The organism is Pseudomonadota bacterium (assembly GCA_022361155.1).
Classification (GTDB): domain Bacteria; phylum Myxococcota_A; class Polyangia; order Polyangiales; family JAKSBK01; genus JAKSBK01.
On sequence record JAKSBK010000164.1, the window covers coordinates 1 to 14,989 of the forward strand.

General features: G+C 66.2%; 14 protein-coding genes and 1 pseudogene. 11 read left to right on the forward strand and 4 right to left on the reverse strand.

From position 1 onward, the window contains the following. Nucleotides 1–558: hypothetical protein (locus MJD61_05905; protein MCG8554810.1), on the reverse strand; the 558-nt coding region annotated here is incomplete at its 3' end. 329 nt (nucleotides 559–887) lie between these two features. On the opposite strand from MJD61_05905, the gene MJD61_05910 reads away from it, so the two are divergent. The 9 genes and pseudogenes from MJD61_05910 (at nucleotide 888) to MJD61_05950 (ending at nucleotide 10,175) form a co-directional block, all read left to right on the forward strand. After that, nucleotides 888–1,283, forward strand: a complete 396-nt coding sequence (locus MJD61_05910) for a hypothetical protein (protein ID MCG8554811.1) — start codon at nucleotides 888–890, stop codon at nucleotides 1,281–1,283. A gap of 432 nt (nucleotides 1,284–1,715) precedes the next feature. After that, a complete protein-coding gene (locus tag MJD61_05915) occupies nucleotides 1,716–3,317 on the forward strand; it encodes an anthranilate synthase component 1 (protein MCG8554812.1) in 1,602 nt (533 codons plus the stop codon). Then, nucleotides 3,314–3,919 (forward strand): gamma-glutamyl-gamma-aminobutyrate hydrolase family protein, encoded by a 606-nt coding sequence (locus MJD61_05920; protein MCG8554813.1) that lies wholly within the window; start codon nucleotides 3,314–3,316, stop codon nucleotides 3,917–3,919. Before MJD61_05915 ends, MJD61_05920 begins: the two co-directional genes overlap by 4 nt. Further along, a complete protein-coding gene (gene trpD / locus MJD61_05925) occupies nucleotides 3,912–4,916 on the forward strand; it encodes an anthranilate phosphoribosyltransferase (protein ID MCG8554814.1) in 1,005 nt (334 codons plus the stop codon). The genes MJD61_05920 and trpD overlap by 8 nt, the downstream gene beginning before the upstream one ends. Then, nucleotides 4,822–6,329: pseudogene (trpCF, locus tag MJD61_05930) on the forward strand (bifunctional indole-3-glycerol-phosphate synthase TrpC/phosphoribosylanthranilate isomerase TrpF). The gene trpD and the pseudogene trpCF overlap by 95 nt, the downstream one beginning before the upstream one ends. Next, nucleotides 6,316–7,572: a tryptophan synthase subunit beta gene (gene trpB / locus MJD61_05935; GenBank protein MCG8554815.1), complete on the forward strand. Its 1,257-nt coding sequence runs from the start codon at nucleotides 6,316–6,318 to the stop codon at nucleotides 7,570–7,572. Before trpCF ends, trpB begins: the two are co-directional and overlap by 14 nt. Further along, nucleotides 7,560–8,384, forward strand: coding sequence for a tryptophan synthase subunit alpha (gene trpA / locus MJD61_05940; protein MCG8554816.1), 825 nt, complete (start codon nucleotides 7,560–7,562; stop codon nucleotides 8,382–8,384). The genes trpB and trpA overlap by 13 nt, the downstream gene beginning before the upstream one ends. Nucleotides 8,385–8,457: 73 nt before the next feature. Then, a complete protein-coding gene (locus MJD61_05945; protein MCG8554817.1) occupies nucleotides 8,458–9,417 on the forward strand; it encodes an ABC transporter ATP-binding protein in 960 nt (319 codons plus the stop codon). After that, complete coding sequence (locus MJD61_05950) at nucleotides 9,414–10,175, forward strand: ABC transporter permease (protein MCG8554818.1); 762 nt, start codon at nucleotides 9,414–9,416, stop codon at nucleotides 10,173–10,175. Before MJD61_05945 ends, MJD61_05950 begins: the two co-directional genes overlap by 4 nt. Nucleotides 10,176–10,246: 71 nt before the next feature. On the opposite strand, the gene MJD61_05955 is transcribed toward MJD61_05950, so the two are convergent. The 3 genes from MJD61_05955 to MJD61_05965 all read right to left on the reverse strand — a co-directional run bounded on the left by MJD61_05955 (nucleotide 10,247) and on the right by MJD61_05965 (nucleotide 12,914). Beyond that, entirely contained in the window at nucleotides 10,247–10,888 is a 642-nt protein-coding gene (locus tag MJD61_05955) for a hypothetical protein (protein ID MCG8554819.1), read from the reverse strand. Further along, nucleotides 10,881–11,669 carry a sterol desaturase family protein gene (locus tag MJD61_05960; GenBank protein ID MCG8554820.1) on the reverse strand — a complete coding sequence of 263 codons (789 nt, stop codon included), beginning with the start codon at nucleotides 11,667–11,669 and terminating at the stop codon, nucleotides 10,881–10,883. Before MJD61_05960 ends, MJD61_05955 begins: the two co-directional genes overlap by 8 nt. Nucleotides 11,670–11,801: 132 nt before the next feature. Continuing rightward, a complete protein-coding gene (locus MJD61_05965; GenBank protein MCG8554821.1) occupies nucleotides 11,802–12,914 on the reverse strand; it encodes a hypothetical protein in 1,113 nt (370 codons plus the stop codon). 611 nt (nucleotides 12,915–13,525) lie between these two features. On the opposite strand from MJD61_05965, the gene modA reads away from it, so the two are divergent. Together modA and MJD61_05975 are read left to right on the forward strand one after the other, a co-directional pair. Then, complete coding sequence (gene modA, locus MJD61_05970; protein ID MCG8554822.1) at nucleotides 13,526–14,338, forward strand: molybdate ABC transporter substrate-binding protein; 813 nt, start codon at nucleotides 13,526–13,528, stop codon at nucleotides 14,336–14,338. Next, nucleotides 14,335–14,989, forward strand: a 655-nt coding sequence (locus tag MJD61_05975) for an ABC transporter permease subunit (protein MCG8554823.1), incomplete at its 3' end; no start/stop codon positions are given. The genes modA and MJD61_05975, both read left to right, overlap by 4 nt.

The window sequence follows — 14,989 nt, forward strand, 5'->3', positions numbered from 1 at the left end:
ATTGCCAGGTCGGTTTTGAGGCGCCCGGCCAGCAAGGCGCGCTGTCGCGCGAATACTCCCTGTATTCGAAGGCGGCGCAACACCGCTGGACGGGATGGATCGAAATCGAAGTGGCGATGTTATTTTGACCCGACGCCTAAGCCCTGGCCACTGCTTGGAGCGCGGTACCGCGCCCGCACTGACCGGGTTCGCGATCACGTAGGCCGCCTGTTGGAGAAATGCATGCGGTGTTTCGAGGCGTACGACGGAGGGCTCGCTGCCGTCCCACAGGATGCCGTCCCAGTCGCGCACCAGCTTCATCGCATTGGCCACGAGCCGGTGGAAGTCACGCAGAAAAGCACCGAGCTCCCCTCGTGTATCGGTCACGGTTAAGTGGCTGTGGGAGCTCATCAGCGTGAAACCGTGGCAAACGATGCCGTGCTTTTCGCTCATGGTGGCCAGGCAATACAAGTAGATCTGCCCCACCAGCTCATCGGGCCGCAGCAGGTAGTGCCTCCCGATCACCCGGCGCGTCAGCATGTACGTGGAGCCCGGCAGGTACTGTCGTGGTTGCGTCATGTCCGTGCTCGCAGCAACGACCGTACCGAGACGCAAACCCCTTGAAATACCGGACACCCTGCTGCCTCATGGGCGACGGCCGCCGCCTCTACGCCAGCGGACGCCAGCCCTGTTCGGCTTCGCGCACGCAGCCAACCCCGGTCGGCTTCGCGCGCCCCGTTGTCGGGAACATTTCGAGGTCAGGGACCTGGAGGAACTGAAGGGCCTGTCCACTTCTTCCGGCGGGGAAGGGATGTGGTCGTTACCACGCCTGGCGGAGACTTCGTCACGTATTTTGCTTTACCGGGTGGTTCGAGCAACGCACGCTTCCTTTCTGGGACGGTCGTTCCATGAAGAACGCAGTCGACCGACTCCAGAGATCTGTAGGACAGCTTGTTCAGTCCGTCGCTTTGCAGGTTGTGTTCTTCGGACTCGAGCAGCAGGGGGAAGCGGGTGAATTGCTGCTCAGCTTTGAGAGCGGGCTGCGATTCACATTCGGTTGTGCTGGCGACGGTAGCGTCTTGGTTACGACCTTCGACGGAGAAATCGGAGACGCGCCGCATACGTCTACGACGTGGCGGCCAATCTCCGAGGCTACGGGTCAGCTGGAGAAAGTCTTCGTCAAGGACAGTAGCATCCGTCTTCAAATCGACGGTACTCTTCTTGCTATCACGAATGATGATGACCAGATGAAGGTTACGTTGAAAGGGGAGGCGCTTCCGAAGGAGGTATACCAGCGAGGCTGATCGCGAAGAGCCAAGAAGCGGGCAGTTCCGTGAAACTGTCCGGGGTTGGCCGCCGAGGATCGTCGTGGCCGAGTGCGGCTCGTGCATCTCCAGCGAGCCCATGAAGCTCCGAACCCCGGAACCCGAACCCGGAACCGGGAGCCCGATGTCCGAACCCGACATCCGCCTCCGCATCGGCATCGGGACCTCTGCCTCCACCGCGGCCCTCTGCCTCCGTCTCGGCCTCTGCCCTCTGCTTCCGAATCCGAACTCGCTCTCCCTCTCGGCCTCGGGCTCGGTCCCGCGACAAAGCGCAGCTTCGGTTGACCGCCCAGTTATCCGGTTGCCGAAATCATGGAAAAACCTCCCCTACTTTCGCACCGTCATGTAGCTAGCGGTTCTGCTAGCTGCTTCACCGCTTCAAATCTCCGCGGACGGTGCTAGTACCTCGCCATGACGTCAGCACCCGCGCCAGGGCCGGGCGAAGTCCGGACGTTCGCCAGTCGCTTGCCCTATGCTCCGGACCCTGTGGAGCTGTTCGGCGCGCTGGGCGCACCGCGGCCCGGCGTCGTGCTGGACTCGACCGCGCGCGAGCACCATTTGGCTCGCCGCAGCATCGTGCTGACCAAGGCTGCGGTGACGCTTAGCTGCAGAGAGCGTACGGTGACCCTTCAAGCGCACTCGGACAACGGCAACGCGGCTCTGGAGCACGCGGCCGGACGCCTGGCCGATCGCGCCTCGACGCTCAGCAAGGAGCGCGGCAAGCTGATCGCCGATTTCGGACCGCGGCCCGATGAAGGCCTGCTCGACACGGAACGCCTGCAGGAGCCATCGCCCCTGGACGCCCTGCGCGCCGTGACCACAGGCTACACGCCGCTCGGCGAGCCCGAGCCCTATGCCGTGCTGGCAGCCGGAGTGTTCGCCTACGACTTGATCGACACCGTCGAGTCGCTGCCTGGGCCCAGGCTCGATCCGCTCGATTACCCGAACTTCCTGTTCTGGCTGGCCGAAGAGCTCGTGATCGTAGAGCATCCCTCCGAGACCTGTCGTGTGATCACGACGGTCTTCGGCGGGGATGGGGATCGCTGCGAGGTCGATCACCGGTCGCACGCGCGCGTGGTCGATACCCTGCGGCGGCTTCGGGAGCGCCCCTCAGAGGCGCAGCTGCCCTCGCCCCCCAGGGACAGGGTGGCTGGAAGCGGGCCTGTGGCCAGTTTCCCGGATCTCGAAGTTTCGCTCAGCGACGAGCAGTACGCCCGGCAGGTGGCCGAGCTCAAGGAACGCATCTTCGAGGGTGAGGTGTTTCAAATCGTGCCCTCGCGGGTCTTTGGCTTGCCCTGCCCGAACCCGCTTGCAGCCTACCGTGCGTTGCGCGTGAGCAATCCGAGCCCTCACATGTTCTTCGTGGCCGCGAACGACCACACCCTCTTTGGGACGTCACCGGAAACGGCGGTAGAAGTGCGCCGTCAGGGTGCCGAGCGCATGCTGCGGCTGCGACCCATCGCGGGAACGCGGGGTCGAGCCGAAGACGCGGACGAAGACGACCGGCTGGAGGCGGAGCTGCGACTCGATACCAAGGAGATAGCCGAGCACATGATGCTGGTGGATCTGGCTCGCAACGATGCGGCCAGAGTGTGCTTGCCTGGACAGCGCTCGATGCGGCAGCTCCTGGGCGTGGACCGCTACGCCAGGGTCATGCACCTGGTCTCCACGGTATGCGGAACACTGCGCCCGGAGCTGGATGCCCTGCACGCGCTCGAGGCCACGCTCAACATGGGCACCGTGGTTGGAGCCCCGAAGCTGCGGGCTGCGGAGCTCTTGCGCGAGGTCGAGGCAACGAAGCGCGGACCCTACGCGGGGTCGGTCGGCTACTTTACCAACGAAGGGGAGCTCGATACGGCGCTCACGATCCGTGCGGCCCTGGTGAAAGAGGGCAGCGCGCGCGTGCAAGCGGGCGCGGGCGTGGTCGCCGACTCCGACCCGATGGCCGAAGCCATCGAGACGCGCCGCAAGGCCCAGGCACTTCTGGATGCGCTCAAGGCGGTTGCGTCATGAAGAGCGGTTGCGTCGCGAACAAGCGCGTCTTGCTGATCGACAACCGTGACGCCTTCACGCACAATCTCGCGGAGGCCCTGGGGCGGCTCGGCCTCGAGGTCTCGGTTCACCGCAACTCCGTCTCGGTGGAGCAGGCCCACAAGCTGGCGCAGGGCAGGCTGGTGGTGCTATCGCCCGGGCCGGGCAGGCCGGCGTCCGCGGGCTGCTTGGTGCCGCTCGTGCGTCGTCTCAGGGGGCTCGCGCCCGTGCTCGGAATCTGCTTGGGGCATCAGGCCGTGCTCGAGGAAGCCGGCGCCGAGCTCGTGCGCGCAGCACAGGTGGTGCACGGCAAAGCCACCCGGCTCGTACACGACGGCCAGGGACCCTTCAGCGGGCTGCCCTGCCCGCTGCGCGTGGCGCGCTACCACTCCCTGTGCGTGAACGAGGTACCGGCGCGCTTTCGCGTGCACGCCCGGCACGAAGGCATGGCCATGGCCATTTCCGATCTTGCATCCAGACAGATTGGCTTTCAGTTTCACCCCGAGTCGATACTGACTCCCGAGGGGGACAGCTTGCTGCGAAACGTGGTGCGCTTGCTGATGGAGGACACCGCTCATGCATGAGGCCGTTCACGCATGGATCGACGGGCAGCAACCGCCGCCGGAGGCAACGAAGGCCCTGTTTCACGCCCTGGTCGTGGGGAAGCTCGACGACATCGAGCTTTGCGCGGCCCTGGTCGCGCTCAAGGCGCGGGGCGAGTCGGCGATCGAAATCGGATCCGCCGCACAGGCTGTTCTCGAGGCCGCAACGCCCTTCCCGCGCCCGGACGGGTTGTTCGCGGACTGTGCGGGTACCGGAGGGGATCGGCTGGGCACCTTCAACGTCTCTACCGCGGTCGCCTTCACGGCGGCCGCCGCGGGGCTGCCGGTCGTCAAACACGGAAACCGCTCGGTCTCGTCCCAGTGCGGTTCAGCAGATGTGCTGGAGCGCCTGGGCGCGCGCATCGACCCGGCACCCGAAGTGGCCCGGCGCGCGCTCGATCGCACGAGGGTCTGTTTCCTGTTTGCCCCAAGCTACCACCCCGGCCTGCGCCACGCGGCCAAGGTTCGGCGTACGCTGGCTACACCTACCGTCATGAATCTGCTCGGCCCCTTGGTCAATCCCGCGCGACCACCAATCCAGCTCGTGGGGGTATACCATCCGCGCTGGCTCGAACCGGTCGCACGGGTGCTCAGCCAGCTCGGCGTGCAGCGTGCACTGGTCGTGCACGGAGGGGGACTCGATGAAATCGCGCTTCACGCGACTACCCAAGCGATCGAAGTCGGCCCCGACGGGTTTCGCCCACTCACCTTGCATCCACGCGATGCAGGCTTGGAGACGGCTGCGTTGTCCGACCTGCAAGGAGGCGACCCCGAGGCCAACGCGCAGGGCCTGCGTCGCCTGCTGCAGGGCCAGGGGCCGCCGGCCCAACGCGACAGCGTGGCACTGAACACGGGCGCCTTGCTGTGGCTGAGCGGTCGTGCGGATGACTTGCGGCAGGGAGTGGGGCAGGCCCTCGAAGCACTCCGGGGCGAGGCGTATCGCGTGCTTGAACGTTTCGTGGAGGAAACCCGTGGCTGATCTGCTCGGGACCATCGTCTCGAGCAAGCGGCGGGAGGTGCGCGAGCGGAAGCAGGCACGACCTGCCGAGCGCCTGCGTATCGACCTTGCCCCGAGCGAGCGCAGCTTCAAGGAAGCGCTCGCCCGCCGAGGAACCCGGTTCATTCTCGAGCTGAAGCACATCTCGCCGGCGGAGGGGAAGCTGCGCGCAGACTTCGACCCGCGCGCCCTGGCTGCAGCTTACAGCGGGATCGCCGACGCGCTCAGCGTGCTCACGGATAACCCCTTCTTCGGTGGACGCCACGAGTATCTGCAGCAGGCTCGGCAAGCGTTCGACGGACCGATCCTCATGAAGGACTTCGTGGTGGACAGCTACCAGGTGCTCGAGGCAAGGACCCATGGAGCCGACGCCGTGCTGCTCATGCTGTCGGTCCTGGACGACCGTGAGGCAACTCGTTGTCTCGAGCTCGCCGCCTCGCTCGAGATGGACTGCCTGGTCGAGGTGCACACGGCCGAGGAGCTCGAACGCGCCTTGCACCTGGATGCGCCCATCGTCGGCATCAACCACCGCGACCTCAAGACGCTGGACGTCGACCTCGACACGAGTCAGCGCCTGGCGCCGCTGGTGCCGCACGATCGGCTGCTCGTGGCCGAATCCGGAATTCGCAGCCGCAGCCAGGCGAAACAGGTCGGCCCTCGCGTGGACGCTCTGCTCGTAGGCAGCGCCTTGATGAAGACCGAGGACCCGCGCCAGGCGGCCAAGGCCCTGGTCTTCGGCCGGGTCAAGGTGTGCGGGCTCACCGGCGCAGCGGACCTGGAGCTCACCGAACGTGCGGGTGCGAGTTTCGGCGGCCTCGTCTTCGCGCAGTCCTCGCCGCGAAGGCTGCGCATCGAACAGGCCGAGGCGCTCGCCGTTCGAGCGACCTTGCCCCTGGTGGGGGTGTTTCAAGACCAGCCTGCGCGCGAGGTGGCATCGATCGCCGAACGCGCGCGGCTTTCCGTGGTGCAGCTCCACGGCGATGAGAGCAGCGAGCAGCGCCGCGAGCTCAAAAGACTGCTGCCGGGTGTGCCGATCTGGCAGGCCCTTCGGATCCGGCCCGAGGACGGCGCCTCCGAGGTCGCGGCCCGGCTCGAGGGCAAGCTCGAAGCAGCAGACCGCTTGCTCGTGGACGGGCCCGCGCCGGGTCGAGGTCGCGGCTTCGAGCACGATGTGCTTTCGCGCGTCGCGGAGCTCGACGAGCGCCGCGCGAGCTTGATGCTGGCGGGGGCCTGCACGCGGGCAACGTGGCTAGGGCGGATGCGCTGGGCACGTACGGTCTCGACCTGTGCTCGGGCGTTGAAATCGCCCCCGGGCGCAAGTCCGGCCCCAAGCTGAACGCGCTGTTTCAGGCGCTCCGACCGGCTTCGAGAAGCGACGGCCATGTCGAGCAATAGCGTCACCGCGAAAGGTAAAAACTCCGCAGAGTCCCCGCGAGCCGGCGGCTCGCCAGGCCGCTTTGGAGCCTTCGGAGGTGCCTATGTGCCCGAGCTCCTGGTGCCCGCCCTCGAGCAGCTCGAACAGGCCTTTCGGGACGCGCTCCTCGACCCTGCCTTCACCGGCGAGCTCGATTCGCTGCTCCGCTCCTACGCGGGAAGACCCACGCCGCTCTACCGCTGCCGCAACCTGGTCGATGCACGCGAGGGCGAGATCTACCTGAAACGGGAAGACCTGGTGCACGGGGGCGCCCACAAGACCAACCAGGTGCTCGGCCAGGCCTTGCTCGCGCGGCGCATGGGCAAGGGGCGCCTGATCGCCGAGACCGGCGCCGGGCAGCACGGCGTCGCCACGGCCATGGTGGGCGCCCTGCTCTCGTTCAGGGTCCGCATCTACATGGGCGCCAAAGACATGGAGCGCCAGCACTTGAACGTGCTCCGGATGCGCTTGATGGGGGCCGAGGTCGTGCCTGTACGCTACGGCGATGCCACGCTGAAGGAAGCGGTTGGCGAGGCGCTGCGCGATTGGTCCGACAGCTACCCCGACACCCACTACCTGCTGGGCACGGCAGCCGGACCGCACCCCTTTCCGACGATCGTGCGTCGCTTTCAGGAGGTGATCGGAGCCGAGGCCAGATCGCAGTACCTCGAGCTCACGGGCCAGCTGCCCGAGGCCGTGGTCGCGTGTGTGGGCGGCGGCTCGAACGCGATCGGTATCTTTTCGGCTTTCATCGACGACCCGGAGGTCCAGTTGGTCGGTGTCGAGCCCTACGGCCGCGGCAGCGACCTCGGCTCGCACGCGGCTTCGCTGGCACGCGGTCGACCGGGCATCCTGCACGGTACCTCTACCCTCGTCCTGCAGGACGACGAAGGGCAGATCGGCAGCACCCATTCGGTGGCGGCCGGGCTCGACTACCCCGCGGTGGGTCCGGAGCATGTTCATCTGCAGGCCAGCAGGCGCGCGCGCTACATCGGCGCCCGCGACGAGCAGGCGATCGAAGCATTCACGAAGCTCGCTGCAAAGGAAGGCATCATCCCCGCGCTCGAGTCGGCCCACGCCCTCGCGGGTGCGCTGCAGTTGATGCAAGAGGAAGGCATCAAGCGCGTGCTGGTGAACTTATCGGGGCGCGGGGACAAGGACCTTGGACAGTTCGAGGAGTTCCACCAGCAGCGGGCAAAGGACAAGACGCGGTGCAGCAGCTAGGCGCACGCTACGACGCTTGCTTCAAGCGCCTCGGGCCGAACGAGGGCGTCTTCGTGCCCTTTCTGATGCTCGGCGATCCCGACCCGGACACGTCACGACGCCTGCTGCGCGCCGTGCTGGACGCGGGCGCAGACTCCTTGGAGCTCGGCCTGCCCTTTTCGGACCCCATTGCGGACGGGAGCGTGGTGCAGGAAGCGGCACTGAGGGCGCGCAGGGCCGGCACGAGCATCGAGGCTGCGCTCGACCTGGTACGCGAGCTGAGGGACTCGGCTCCGGATGTGCCGCTCGGCCTGCTGACCTACGCCAATCTCGTGGCGCATCGCGGGCCCCAAGACTTCTATGCGCGCGCTGCAAAGGCCGGGCTCGATTCGGTGCTGGTGGCCGACCTGCCCAGCATGGAGGCAGCGCCCTTCGTGGCCGCGGCCGCCGAGCAAGGTATCGCCAGCATCATGCTGGCTCCCACCAACCTGAGCCGGCGGGCGGCCGAACGCGTGGCTCGCCTGGGCTCCGGGTACACCTACTGCGTGACCCGGCGTGGCGTAACAGGTGCCCGCAGCGAGCTGTCGCTCGACCACGGAGCGCTCTTCGCCATGCTGAGCGAGCTCGGTGCGCCGCCGCCGCTCCTGGGCTTCGGCATCGCCAAGCCCGAGCACGTGCGCGCGGCCCTTGCCAGCGGCGCTTCCGGGGCCATCTGCGGCTCGGCCCTGATCCGCCTGATCGAACCCTACCTGGATGAGCCAGCACAAGCCGCCCGAGCCGCCGCGACCTTCGTGCAGCAGATGAAGGACGCCACCCGACCCCACGACCACTAGAAACTGGATCCCAGGCGTTGGCGGCTTGCCCCCGGTGGGGCGGAAAGCGCCCTTTTTCGAGGAGAAGCATCACGTGCCTCCTATCATCAGCGTCACCAACCTCCACAAGACCTACGCGTCCGGCTTCGAAGCACTGAAGAACATCAACCTGGAGATCCAGCGCGGGGAGATCTTTGCGCTGCTTGGTCCGAACGGCGCGGGCAAGACGACGCTGATCAGCATCGTCTGCGGCATCGTCACGCCGAGCGGCGGGAGCGTAACGGCCGGCGGACACGACGTGGTGTCCGACTACCGTGCGGCACGCGCGAAGATAGGCCTGGTGCCTCAGGAGCTGTCGACCGATGCGTTCGAGAGCGTATGGGCCACCGTGCGTTTCAGCCGTGGATTGTTTGGCAAGCCACCGGACCCGGCGCACCTGGAAAGCGTGCTGCGCGCACTGTCGCTCTGGGACAAGAAGGACAGCAAGATCATGACGCTCTCGGGTGGGATGAAGCGCCGGGTGCTGATCGCCAAGGCGCTGGCCCACGAGCCGCAAATTCTGTTTCTGGACGAACCGACAGCGGGCGTCGACGTCGAGCTGCGCCACGACATGTGGCGGATGGTCCGTCGGCTGCGCGAGCAAGGAGTCACGATCATCCTGACAACGCACTACATCGAAGAGGCCGAGCAGATGGCCGACCGGATCGGCGTGATTCTCCAGGGCAGGCTCATCCTGGTCGAGGACAAAGCCACCTTGATGCGCAAGCTAGGCAAAAAGCAGCTCTCCCTGAGCCTGCAGGTGCCGCTCGAGCGCATCCCCGAAGAGCTGGCCGGCCTGCCTCTGGAGCTCTGCAACCAGGGCAACACGCTGGTCTACACCTTCGACGTGCAGTCCGAGCAGACCGGCATTGCCACGCTGCTGCGACGGCTGGCCGAGCACGGCATCGACTTCAAGGACCTGCATTCGCGTGAAAGCTCGTTGGAGGACATCTTCGTTCACCTGGTGCGTGCCAACACGGCGGAGTCCTCGCAAGCGGTGCAGGTGAGCGAATGAACATCCACGGCATACGCGCGATCTATCGCTTCGAAATGGCCCGCACCTTCCGCACTGTCACGCAGTCGATCGCGTCGCCGGTGCTCTCGACCTCGCTCTACTTCGTGGTGTTCGGCGCTGCCATCGGCTCGCGCATGGGCGACGTGGAGGGCATCAGCTACGGCGCGTTCATCGTCCCGGGGCTGGTGATGCTGTCGCTGCTCAACGAGAGCATCTCGAACGCCTCGTTCGGTATCTATATGCCCAAGTGGGCCGGCACCATCTACGAGCTCCTGTCAGCGCCGGTGTCGTTCGTCGAGGTGGTGATCGGCTACGTGGGAGCCGCAGCCACCAAGTCGGTCATGTTGGGAGCGCTGATTCTGATCACGGCGCGCGTGTTCGTGCCTTATGAGATCGCCCATCCGATCTGGATGGTGTGTTTCCTGCTGCTCACTGCCGTGACCTTCAGCATGTTTGGCTTCATCATTGGGTTGTGGGCGGACGATTTCCAGAAGCTACAGCTGATCCCCCTGATGGTGATCATGCCCCTGACGTTCCTCGGGGGCGCGTTCTACTCGATCAAGATGCTACCGCCGCCGTGGCAGACGGTCACCCTGTTCAATCCGGTCGTGTACCTGATCAGCGGCTTTCGCTGGAGCTTCTACGGCACTGCGGACGTCAACGTCGGGATCAGCGCCGCCGCGATACTGGGCTTTCTGGCCCTGTGCCTGGTCGCGGTTTGGTGGATCTTCCGAACCGGATGGAAACTCAAGGCTTGATCGCGTCGACGTTCCCGAGGTAAGGGCCCGCCGAGGTTCAAGCTCACCGATACGCGCCGGGTTGGTTCACGTCAGGGCCCGAGCCCCACGGTCTCGCGGGGACAGGTTTCGGGGTCGACCTTCCGGGTCGCTGCATTCACCTTCCACAGCCACCACGACGCTCGAGCAATGTCATCGGGCAGGGCCGGCATCGGGGTCGAGCCTGCGGCGAAGTCGCTGCTGACGATCACATCCACGCGGTAGCACTGGCCCCCGAACGACCCGGCGGTTTCCGAGCCCAGCAAGGCATGGCCCACTGCGAGCTCGAAGCTCTGGGGCGCATTGTCCCGCGGCGAGATCCCTCCGGGACCCAGCGACCAGGGCAGCGTGAGATCATCGAATCCGGGGCCTCGCCGCAGCAGGGTCCTGTAGCGCCAGAAGCTGACCCACGGCTGCTGCGCGTTGCGGTCCATCAGCTGCGCGCGCAGCACGGTCTCCTTTGCGGCCTCATCGACCACGATGATGTGCCCGATGGGCGTCTCGCCCGACGGGTCGTCCGCGAGCACCGGCGGGAAGTTGTGCTCCTCGAAGGAAAGCTCGCTCGTCACCAGGCAGCCGCTAACGAGCGGCCCGAGCACCATCAGGGCCGCCAGCCCGCAGAGGCGTGCCCGGCGCTCGCGGCGATGCGTGCCACGCAACCCACCAGTGCGCGGCTGGCGGCAGCCGTTAGCCATCGCACCGCTTCTGTTGCTCGCCAGCACGCGATGCCGGCTCGCGGGCTCGGCTGCGGGTGCCGGTACCGAACGTCCAGTCAAATAGCGGCAGGACCACGTTGAAGTTGTGGCTGCCCATCAAGGCGGGATCGTGGTGCAGGCGATGATGCTCGCGCAAAAACGCCAGCATTGGAGCGCGCAAGAGCACATGGTTGTCGGGGAGATGGTCGACTGAATGGACCGCTTCGTAGGCAAGCAGGTAGCCGTTGGCAACGAGCATCAGAAGATACACGTGGTTGCTGCCAATAAACGGCGCAAGCAGGTGGCTCAGCAGCACGGTTGCCAAAAGCAGCGCTGGCCCGGCAAACCACGGAAAGAGGACGATGTGCAGGTCCTCGCGCTCATCGGGAGCAAGGTGCTCGTAATCGAAGAAGCGATGGTGCTGCAGGGTGTGAAGCTCGTAGGCGCGGCGAAGCAAGAATCTGGGTCGGTGCAGCACATGGCGGTGAAACCAATGAACGAAAAGGCTCGAAACGACGAGTCCGGCAGGTACGAGCAACCATTCAGACAGGCTCACATTCGCCAGCCGGGTCCCGGCCCACGCGCAGCCTGCCAGGGCCGACCCCAGATGCACGACAGCATGGCGTGCCGGCGAGTACAGGCGCGGTCGCACGTGCTCTCGGTAGTACTTGCGGTAGGCCATGATGCCGCCGGGCGGAGCCTGCCTGGGCGCGCCGGTCACGCAGGCCCGAGAAGCGGACGAAGAGACGTCGCGGTCGGCTGTGTCCGGCGAGCTCGGCATGAGTGGTGGATTATAGTGCTGTTGTGTGGCGGGTCCCAGCCATGGACGAACGCGCGCCCTTGGCTCCAAGGCGGCGCAGGACGCTCAGAGCCGCGTGGTAGCCGCACATGCCGTGAACGCCCGCCCGGGAGCCTAAAGCAGTACCACGTTCACGCCGCAAGGAAACTTGACGTCCACTACGGCGCTGCCGATCTGAAGCTGATCGCAGGCGGCCCCCTGCAGTATCACCGTTGACGGATTCGCCAGACTCCAGCCGTTGGGGTCCTCGCAGGGAAGCGGCTGCCCGTTGAGCGTGACCACGCCTTGGCAATGGTTGGTGCTGCGCACTTCGCCGTTGAGCTTCACTTCGCACGTGACGGCGCCGCCGACGATGGCCTGGAGCGCCTCACGCAGCTGGGCATCGTGCAGCGGCTCCCAGTAGGGGGCTGGGATCGGGTCGTTCGGCAGCCTTCCGACCCCGATGTTGGCCACCCGTTGCAGGTGCGCCAGCCTTGCCGGATCCGATTTTGCCAGGCTGATCACGTACGTCTTGACGCCCAGCGAGTAGGCAAGCGCCACTTGGTTTTCGACGCGCTGGGTATCCGTATGCGGCTGGGTCCGGTCGCAGGGGTGCGGGTTTCCGTCCGTGGCCAGGATGTAGATGACGGGGTCTCTCGTAATGTCGGGGCCAAAGGGACTGAGGTCACCGGTCGCGATCAAGCGGTTGGTCGTGGCATCGAGCGTCTCGGCGGTTGGTGTCCCCCCGCCGGGCTGCAGCATGCAGCCAACGGGCGGGTTGCCCGGCTGGCAGCCTGCCAGGTAGCCGCCTCGGATGGTCTGGTAGTTGTGGATTGCCGGCGGAATCCAGATCAGGCTGGGGCATTGGACACCGTGGCTGGTGTAGAAGTGGACCCCGAATCGCACGGTCGCGTCGAACGCGTGCAACAGGCTGTGCTTGGAACGCGGGGATGCCGGGTCGGGGGTACCGACCAGCTCTCTGCGCAGCAGGACCCAGCGCGACGGGCCGCCGTCCACGGCGAGGTTGAAGGGGTCCCTCATGCTGCCGCTCTGGTCCACGAGGGCGATCACCGTGGGTGTAACATGGCGCGCGGTCACCAGAGCACCCGTGCACACGCCACCCGGCTGCCCGGGCAGCGGCACTTCGCCGCCTCCCTTGCTGCCGCCCTTGCGGGTGTCGAGGGTGCAGGCGGCAGCGAGCAGCAGCAGCGTGCCCGCCACAAGCACGTGTCGGCAATATGGATTCACGGCGGCCTCCTTCACAGGCTCCGCCCCCGTAGCACCGCAACACCGCCAACGGCCGCCAGAACCGGCGGCAATCCATCGTAATCCCTGGCAAGCGGTACTAACACGCGCGAGTGCCCTGCGAACGCGGTAGCGGCTCTGAGCGCTAGCGCCGGGAACATAGCACCATTGGGCAACCGGACCAGCCCGGAGCCCGCGCTGGATGCCCGGGCCGGCGCTGGTCGCGTAACTCGTCTGACCCGAAAGACGTAGCGTTTGCTTTGCATTGGGCAGTATTTGCTCTACTAACCGTTCAGGCTCCCGGAAGTCGGGTTTTCAGTCGGGTTTCTGGGCGAGCGCGCCCGCAGGAATCGCCCGAGGAGTACTGTGCGTACTTCGCGGGGCGAGGCCGAGGACGAAAGGAGCCCGGAAACCCGCCTGGGAAGCCGTCGTCGAGGCGCGCACCCGGGTGAACGGTTACTTGCTCTACATATGGTCAGCCATACCCGACCGCCGGGCCGCCCTAGACGCGCGATCGCTCGAGCCTGACCCGTGGCCGAAGACAGGGTTCGATCGTTAGACTGGTCGTAGTTTCGAGGAAAGCAACGCAGCCAGAGGTGGCCGGAGCCGGCGAAGTGGGAAAGCTATTCTTGAACGGGTCCATGGCCGCGCTGTGCTGGCCGCTGTGCTGGCCGCTGTGCTGGCTCCTGTCCGGATGCGGCACCCGCGGCAACGCACAGGTCGCAAAGGTGCAGCTTGCGGTCTTCGCTGCGTCGTCGCTGAAGGAAGCGTTCGCAGAGCTCGAGCAGGGTTTCGAGCAGTCCCAGCCCGGCGTGGACGCGCAGCTCAGCTTTGCGGGCAGCCAGGTCTTGCGACTTCAGATCGAACAAGGCGCAACGGCTGACGTATTCGCCTCCGCCAACGAGCGCCATATGCAGGCGCTCCTGGATGCGGACCACGTGTCCCAGAGCCGGACCTTCGCCCGCAACGAGCTCGTGGTGATCGTGCCCAAGAGCAATCCCGCCGGCATCGAGCGCTTCGATGGGCTCGGCAAGGCAACACGAATCGTGATCGGCAGCGACAACGTGCCGGTGGGGATCTACACGCGTCAGGTGCTGCAGCACGCGAGCAGCGAGCTCGGCAACAAGCTCGTGGCCAGGGTGCAAAGCCGCATCGTGTCCGAAGAAAGCAACGCTCGGCTCGTGCGCGCGAAGATCGAGATGGGCGAAGCAGACGCCGCCGTGGTGTACCGCACGGACGCAGCCTCCAGCGACCGGGTCCGCGCCCTGCCCATTCCCGACACGCTGAACGTCCGCGCAAGCTATCCGATCGGTGCCCTCACGCGCTCGCGCCACGCTACCGAGGCCTACCAATTCATCGATTATGTCCTGTCGCAGCAGGGACGCCGGGTGCTCAGCCGCCATGGGTTCATCACGGGGGAGGAGTGAGCTGGATCTCCCGGCCTTCACCGCTGCCGACGTTGGGAGGCCTCCTCGCTGCGCTGCTGGTGGGGTTGATGGTGCTGCCGTTCGCGGCGCTCGCCTTGTCGAGCTCGCTCGAGGACGTCGTCGCCGGTACGGCGCACCCCCTGTTCGCGCCTGCGTTGTGGCTGAGCCTGCGAACGACGCTGGTGAGCCTCACGCTCACGCTGCTCATGGGGACTCCGCTCGCGTGGTGGCTGGCGTCGTCGTCTTGTCGTGCTGCCCGGATCACCGAAGTGATGGTCGAGCTTCCGATCGTGATCCCTCCAGCGGTCGTGGGGGTCGCGCTCCTGCAGACCTTTGGCCGAAGAGGACTGCTGGGGCCCGCCCTCGACAGCGCCGGAATCGCCGTGCCCTTCACGGACAAGGCCGTGCTCCTGGCGCAGATCGTGGTGTCGTCGCCCTTCTTCGTTCAGGCCGCGGCCAACGCCTTCAGGAAGATCGAGCCGGACATGCTGATCGTCGCGCGCACGCTGGGCGCATCGCCAGCCGTCGCCTTTCTGCGCGTCGCCTTGCCGGTGGCCCTGCCCGGGCTCGTCGTCGGTGCCTCGCTCGCGTGGGCGCGTGCGCTTGGCGAGTTCGGCGCGACGTTGCTGTTTGCCGGCAACATGACCGGCA

Coding starts and splice junctions, on each gene's coding strand:
- MJD61_05915 (MCG8554812.1), top strand. CDS start 1,716: ATGACGTCAGCACCCGCGCCAGGGCCGGGCGAAGTCCGGACGTTCGCC.
- MJD61_05920 (MCG8554813.1), top strand. CDS start 3,314: ATGAAGAGCGGTTGCGTCGCGAACAAGCGCGTCTTGCTGATCGACAAC.
- MJD61_05950 (MCG8554818.1), top strand. CDS start 9,414: ATGAACATCCACGGCATACGCGCGATCTATCGCTTCGAAATGGCCCGC.
- MJD61_05955 (MCG8554819.1), bottom strand. CDS start 10,888: ATGGCTAACGGCTGCCGCCAGCCGCGCACTGGTGGGTTGCGTGGCACG.
- trpD (MCG8554814.1), top strand. CDS start 3,912: ATGCATGAGGCCGTTCACGCATGGATCGACGGGCAGCAACCGCCGCCG.
- trpB (MCG8554815.1), top strand. CDS start 6,316: ATGTCGAGCAATAGCGTCACCGCGAAAGGTAAAAACTCCGCAGAGTCC.
- MJD61_05910 (MCG8554811.1), top strand. CDS start 888: ATGAAGAACGCAGTCGACCGACTCCAGAGATCTGTAGGACAGCTTGTT.
- MJD61_05960 (MCG8554820.1), bottom strand. CDS start 11,669: ATGCCGAGCTCGCCGGACACAGCCGACCGCGACGTCTCTTCGTCCGCT.